Annotated in this window: 4 protein-coding genes; all 4 read left to right on the forward strand. The window is 54.0% G+C overall.

The window, feature by feature from the left end; genetic code table 11:
- The first annotated feature begins 109 nt into the window (after positions 1-109).
- The 4 genes from K2I50_RS09100 (at position 110) to K2I50_RS09115 (ending at position 7007) form a co-directional block, all read left to right on the forward strand.
- Positions 110-796, forward strand: coding sequence for an SGNH/GDSL hydrolase family protein (locus K2I50_RS09100; RefSeq protein WP_301026005.1), 687 nt, complete (start codon positions 110-112; stop codon positions 794-796).
- A gap of 176 nt (positions 797-972) precedes the next feature.
- Complete coding sequence (locus tag K2I50_RS09105) at positions 973-3555, forward strand: glycoside hydrolase family 95 protein (protein WP_301026006.1); 2583 nt, start codon at positions 973-975, stop codon at positions 3553-3555.
- Positions 3556-3800: 245 nt separating this feature from the next.
- A complete protein-coding gene (gene lon, locus K2I50_RS09110) occupies positions 3801-6266 on the forward strand; it encodes an endopeptidase La (RefSeq protein WP_301026007.1) in 2466 nt (821 codons plus the stop codon).
- Positions 6267-6398: 132 nt separating this feature from the next.
- Positions 6399-7007 (forward strand): DUF4890 domain-containing protein, encoded by a 609-nt coding sequence (locus tag K2I50_RS09115; protein ID WP_301026008.1) that lies wholly within the window; start codon positions 6399-6401, stop codon positions 7005-7007.
- The last annotated feature ends 96 nt before the right edge of the window (positions 7008-7103 follow it).

The raw sequence follows: 7103 nt of genomic DNA on the forward strand, positions 1-7103 counted from the left end.
GTCGTTATGGAACCCCATAACTCCCTCATCACAAGCGAAAATATGCTCGACGATTGACCGCCCTGACGGTAACATTATATTATTAAACAAACTCTAAATCTGAAATAGCATGAAAAAACTGTTTTCACTGTTGATTATGGCGGTTGCCGTTCTAAGCCTTTCGGCCGGCGACCGTAAGACTGTAGCCATTCTTGGCGATTCGTATTCCACGTTTCACAACTATGTTACTCCCGATACCAACTATGTATGGTATAAGCTGCCTGTTCTGACTGTGAATACCGATGTGAGTGAGGTGACACAGACGTGGTGGCACAAGTTTATTTCTGAAAACGGATATAAGCTCGGAGTCAACAACTCTTTTTCCGGCTCTACCATCTGTTATCGCGGATACCGTGGCGAGGACTACAAGGACCGCTCTTTTATAACACGTGCGGCATATCTTGGCAATCCGGATATTATCTTTATTTTCGGAGCTACCAACGACAGCTGGGCCGGTGTTCCCATCGGAGAATATGTGTATTCCGACTGGACCGACGAACAGCTTTACTCGTTTCGTCCCGGTATGGCGTGTCTGCTTAAAAATATAAAGGAGCGGTATCCCAATGTCGATATATATTTCATAATGAACGACGGATTGTCCGATGCCATCAACGAGTCGATACGTACGTTGTGCGGATACTATTCCGTGCCACTGATAGAGCTTGAGGGGATATCAAAGCAGGCCGGCCACCCCGATGTGAAGGGCATGTCGCAGATAGCCTCGCAAATCGCCGCCTATCTTGACAGCCGCAAATAGCACGATTCCCGTTTCCGGGATTCATAAAATACAGAGTCATATGCAAATCCGGCAATCTTCGGAGTGGCGGATTTGTGTATTTATGGGATTATGGCTATCTTTGTGGATGAGCTAACAATCATTATTTTTTATCGGGATATTTGTAATTTAATCGGAACGATTGAAACTTATGCATCATGAAAAAGAATAAACTTATTATCACAGGCATTGCGGCTGTGGCCGCAGGTGGCGCGATAGTCTCCTGCATGTCAGCCGACGCATCGGTCACACAGGCTCCTATGAAGGCTGTCTACGGTTCCCCGGCTACGATATGGGAGTCGGAGGCCCTTCCTATAGGCAACGGATACATGGGTGCGATGATTTATGGCAATCCGTTTTTCGAAATTATCCAGACCAACGAGCACAGCCTATGGTCGGGAGGTCCCGGAGAGGACAAGGATTACGACGGCGGACATCTGCACACAAAGGCCGAGAACCACAAGATGCTCCAGGCTTTGCGCAAGGAGTTGCAGCGCCGTGCCAACAAGATGGACAATTCCAAATATGAGAGCACAGGCAATGTCGACGATGCCATAGAGTATGACGAGAAAGGCATTTATGAGGATTATATAGCCAATCTGCTTGGTGTCAAAAACCATTTCGGTTCATATCAGACGGTGAGCGACATACTCATATCCGACCTTGAGGCTCCGGACAGCTACAGCGACTATGAGCGCTCTCTCGATATCGACAATGCCGTGCAGACGGTGAAATACACCGCAGGCGACGCCACGGTGGAGCGTGAGTATTTCATGAGCTATCCCGACAATGTGATGGCTGTGCGTATCACATCGGACAAGCCTATGAAGCGCAGTATACGCATCGACTGTCCTCACTCCGACTACAGTATGTCGGCGGCCGACGGCCGTATCACTCTTACCGGATGGCCCACGCCGGCACGTGAGCGCAACAATCCCGACTGGAAGGACGGATTGAGATTTGCCCAGGTGCTCGACGTGCATTCGACCGACGGAACTGTCAATGCCGCCGGCGACTCGATTACAGTAAGCGGCGCCAAGGAAATCGTGCTTACCATGTCGGCGGCCACCAACTATAAATTCTGCAACGACACCACATTTAATTTCTTCTCCGACGAGAATCCTCTCGACAAGGCCAACGCCCGCATAGAGGCTGCAAAGAAAAAGAGCTACAAGGAGCTGCGCGCCGACCATGTGGCCGACTACCGCAACCTTTATGACCGCAACCGCCTGCAGCTCGGCGGCAATACTTCCGTGCCCGAGGGATATACCGACGGTTGGCTTGCCGACATGCTCGCCGGCACAGCATCGGAGGACACAAAGCGCTATGTGGAGACTCTATACTATCAGTTTGGCCGCTATCTGATGATTGCGTCGTCGCGTCCCGGTTCTCTGCCTGCCAATCTGCAGGGTGTATGGGGAGAGCATCTTGAAAATCCCTGGAATGCCGACTACCATACAAATATTAATGTAGAGATGAACTATTGGCCAGTGCAGACAACCAACCTCTCGGAGTGTCACCGGCCGATGATTGACTATATCCGCTCGCTTGAGCCGCGCGGCACCATTACGGCGCGCCACTACCACTGTCGTCAGGACGGAGGGGACGTGCGCGGCTGGATATCCAACCATGAGGCCAACATATGGTCGAACACCGCGCCTGCGGCTTCGGGCTCCTACAGCCTCTATCCCGAAGGTGCCGTGTGGATGTGTCAGGACATCTGGGAGTACTACAACTTCACCCAGGATGAGGAGTTCCTGCGCGACAACTTCGACACGATGAAAAATGCCGTGCTCTTCTGGGTCGATGCCCTTTGGACCGACGAGCGCGACAGCACTCTTGTGGTCAACCCGTCGTACTCTCCTGAGCATGGTGCTTTCTCGCTCGGCTGCACCGCTTCGCAGGGTCTTGTATATGAGATGATGGACGCCGTAATCAAGGCTGCCGATGTGCTTGGCAAGAGCGACGAGGCCGAGATAAAGGAGATTGCCGATGCCAAGAGCCGCATGTCGATGCCGCGTATCGGCAAGGGTGGCCAGTTTATGGAGTGGAAAGATGAGGTGCGCAAGGACCTTACCGGCGATGGCCGCTTGGATGACTCGCTCGGCAGATATGTCGACACCCACCGTCATGTCAACCATCTGATATGGCTCCACCCGGGCTCGCAGATAGTGCCCGGACGCTCTGAGCGCGAGGATGAGCTGGTAGATGCCATGAAGGTGACGCTCAACACTCGAGGCGACGAGGGTACAGGCTGGAGCCGTGCCTGGAAACTCAATTTCTGGGCACGCCTGCGCGACGGCAACCATGCCCACCGTATGCTGTCGAGCTGTCTGTCGCTGACCACTCCCCATGGAGCCGGAGGCGTGTACGGCAACCTGTTTGATGCCCATCCGCCATTTCAGATCGACGGCAATTTCGGCGCCACATCAGGTATTGCCGAGATGCTGCTCCAGAGCCAGGGCGGCAGCATCGATCTGCTCCCCGCCCTTCCCGACGTATGGGCCGAAGGCAGTTTCTCCGGCATGCGTGCGCGCGGCGGCTTTGAGGTCGATGCATCGTGGTCGGACGGCAAGCTGAAATCAGCCACAATAACATCGCTCGGCGGAAAGCCGTGTACCGTTAAGTTCCCCGGTGCCGGCAGCTGCAAGGTGAAAGGCGCTGAAGCCAAAGTGCTGTCGGATGATGCCATAAGTTTCCCGACCAAGGCCGGAGCGCGAGTGACCATCACTGCCAACTGATGGCCACCGACTACAGTTAATACAAAACAGGCGCCAGGAGCCGCGGCTCTTGGCGCCTGTTTTGTGCTTGTTTGACCGGCGACCTTTAAACAACCTTTAAACAAGCTCTCACCTGCTATATTATGTCGGCGAATTTTTGTAACTTTGCGGCTCTGTCGCGGCGATGAATGCCGAGGCAGTGTCTCCACTTGTTTTCAGCAAATTATACTACTAATACGACGCAACATATTCCGCAAACGATAATAATGAGCAGCCACAATAACGAACATACCAGTATCCACGTAGGACAGATAGAGATACATCCCGATGCCAATATCCGGCGCCCCGACATGGACGCACTTCCGGTGCTTGCCACCCGCAACCTGGTGCTTTTCCCGGGCGTGCCGATGCCTATCAATATCGAGCGTGAGGTGACACTGTCGACGGCCCGTCTGGCCCAGGAGACAGGTGTGCCGGTAGGTGTGTTCTGCCAGCTTGACCCTTCGGACGACAATCCCGATATCAACCGGCTCAACCAGTATGGCGTTGTGGCCCACGTGCTTAAGGTGTTTGACCTGCCCGACGGGTCGCATGCGGCATTTCTTCATGCCTCCGACCGCGTAAGAATCACCGGTCCGGCCACGGGCGAGACCAACGGCGCCTTCCCGATGCGCTGTTCGGTAGAAATCGAGCGCGATGTAAAGCCGCGCAAAAACGACCGCGGGTTTGCCAACACGATGGCGGCCATACAGGAGATGATAAAGACTCTCCAGTCGCACTCCGACGGCAATCAGGAGTTTATGATGCTTCAGATACCCGACGATGCCGATCCGCGGGTGGCCCTCAACTTTCTGTGCACACAGCTCCCTGTGGCCCTTGCCGCCAAGATGCGCATGATAGGCGAGGGGAATATGAAGGAGCGTGCGCGCATACTCCTGGAAGCTCTCGCCGAGCGTGAGCAGATGATGCAGGTGACGGAGAAAATCAAGTCGAACGCCAAGGCCAATTTCGAGCAGCAGCAGCGGCGTGCGTTCCTCCAGAACCAGCTTGCCGCCGTGCGCCAGGAGCTGTATGGCGATGAGGACGAAGATATCGCCACCCTGCGCCGCAAGGCCGAGGAAACGGCGTTTACCGAAAATGCTCAGAAACATTTTGCCCATGAGCTTGAGAAACTGACACGTCTCAGCCAGCAATCGCCCGAGTATAATGTGCAGTATTCATATCTCGAGACTCTGCTGTCGCTGCCGTGGGGAGTGGTGAGCCCGCTTCAGAAAAACTTCGGACAGGCTACAAAAATACTCGACACAGCCCATTACGGTCTGCGCAAGGTGAAGGAGCGTGTGCTCGAACAGATAGCCGTGATGATCAACAACCCATCCGGCAAGTCGCCTATACTCTGCCTGGTAGGCCCTCCGGGAGTGGGCAAGACATCGCTCGGAGCGGCAATCGCGTCGGCGCTTGGCCGCAAATACGAGCGTGTGTCGCTCGGCGGTCTGCACGACGAGGCTGAGATACGCGGTCATCGCCGCACATATATCGGGGCGATGCCGGGACGCATCATGGAGGCCATGCGTCGCGCAGGCACTACCAACCCTGTGCTGCTGCTTGATGAGGTCGACAAAATCGGCGCCGACTTCAAGGGCGATCCCTCGGCGGCACTTCTTGAAGTGCTTGACCCCGAGCAGAACTGTCATTTCCACGACAATTATATAGATGTAGACTACGACCTGTCGAAGGTGCTTTTCATCGCTACAGCCAACACCCTCTCGACCCTCTCGCAGCCTCTGCTCGACCGTATGGAGATAATCGAGCTGTCGGGATATCTGCTTGAGGAGAAGGTAGAGATAGCCCGCGGCCATATCATACCTCGTCTGCTTAAGGAATACAACGTAGACCGTCAGCAACTGTCGCTCTCGCGCGACGCCATTGCCGCCATAATCGACCGGTATACAGGCGAGAGCGGCGTGCGCCAGCTTGAGAAGGCTCTCGCTGCAGTGGTGCGCAAATCAGTGCTCAACAAGTTGCAGTGCAATAAATTTCCGTCGCGCATATCTCCGTCGCATCTTGAAGCCATACTCGGAGTGCCCCGCTATACCCGCGAGCGCTACGAGGGCAACGATTTTGCGGGCGTGGTCACAGGGCTTGCCTGGACTGCCGCCGGAGGCGAGATACTCTTTATCGAGGCCGCGCTCACACGGTCGAAGGGTGAGAAACTTACCCTTACCGGCAATCTCGGCAATGTAATGAAAGAGTCGGCCGCAATCGCCATGCAGTATGTCAAGGCCCACGCCGACGAATATGGGATAGACTCGGCGCTGTTTGATTCCTATCAGCTGCATCTCCATGTGCCAGAGGGCGCCATACCCAAGGATGGCCCGTCGGCCGGCATCACAATGGCCACAGCTATTGTGTCGGCATTCACCCAGCGGCGTATCGCTCCGCGTGTGGCCATGACCGGCGAGATTACCCTCCGCGGCAAGGTGATGCCTGTGGGCGGCATAAAAGAGAAGATACTGGCGGCCAAGCGTGCTGGCATTACGGATATCATACTTTCCGAGGACAACCGCAAGGATATCGCCGATATCGAGAAGCAGCATCTTGAAGGGCTCGTATTCCATCATGTCAACACGGTCAAAGAGGTGTTTGACATAGCTTTACTGCCCGAACTGGTTGACTCTCCGCTCGTGCTCAAGCCTGCCGGAGAAGAAGGAAATAATGCAGCGAAGTGTTAAATATGAGTTAAAGGCGGCGGGGATAATAAACGTTTGATTGTTATTCATGTCAGATAAGTAAGTCGTAAAAAAAATATTTATGACTTACGTAGTGCATAAGAATAATAATTAACTGACTAAATAAATTCCGACATGAATAAGAAAGTAGTAAGTGTCATGATGCTCTGCGCATCACTTTTCACTCTCTCCGCAACCGCTCAGAATCCCAATGCCCGCAGGCAGACATGTCCTCAGACACAATGCCCCGTAGAGGCCACATGCGATAATCCCGGCCAGCAATGTGCCCCGGCCCCGGCCCAGTGCTGCACCGTACTGTTTGAAGGTATAACCCTCACCGACGCTCAGAAAGCAAAAATACAGGATTTACAGAAGACCTGTGCTGCAAACCGCAAGGCTCAGGTGTGCGAGTCGAGAGAAGCCGCCAAGGCCGAGAGGTGCAAGATACGTCAGGAGCGCGACTCTGCCCGCAAGGCTCAGAAGCGTGCCTATCTCGACGGCATGAAGCAGGTGCTCACCCCCGACCAGTATGTGATTTTCCTTGAAAACGCCTACATGACCCCTGCCCCGCAGGGTCCGCGCATGGGAGCTCCCGGCCGTCAGCACCACGGCATGAAGCCCGGTAAGGTTGCTGCGCGAAAGGATGGCAAGGCTGTTGCAATGTCCCGCGACCGCAAGGACGGTAAGATTGCCAAATCAAAAGTGACCGAGGCCAAGGTGGCAAAGGTTAACTCGGCAGAATAACCGACCGTCAGAAAGTTTTTTCATATAGTATAAACTATTGCTATTAAGTAAGTCGTAAAAATTATTACGTATATGAATACTTTTAAAACTTTATAT

The organism is Muribaculum sp. (genome assembly GCF_029051885.1).
Taxonomy (GTDB): Bacteria; Bacteroidota; Bacteroidia; order Bacteroidales; family Muribaculaceae; genus Muribaculum.

Coding starts and splice junctions, on each gene's coding strand:
- K2I50_RS09100 (WP_301026005.1), top strand. CDS start 110: ATGAAAAAACTGTTTTCACTGTTGATTATGGCGGTTGCCGTTCTAAGC.
- K2I50_RS09105 (WP_301026006.1), top strand. CDS start 973: ATGAAAAAGAATAAACTTATTATCACAGGCATTGCGGCTGTGGCCGCA.
- lon (WP_301026007.1), top strand. CDS start 3,801: ATGAGCAGCCACAATAACGAACATACCAGTATCCACGTAGGACAGATA.
- K2I50_RS09115 (WP_301026008.1), top strand. CDS start 6,399: ATGAATAAGAAAGTAGTAAGTGTCATGATGCTCTGCGCATCACTTTTC.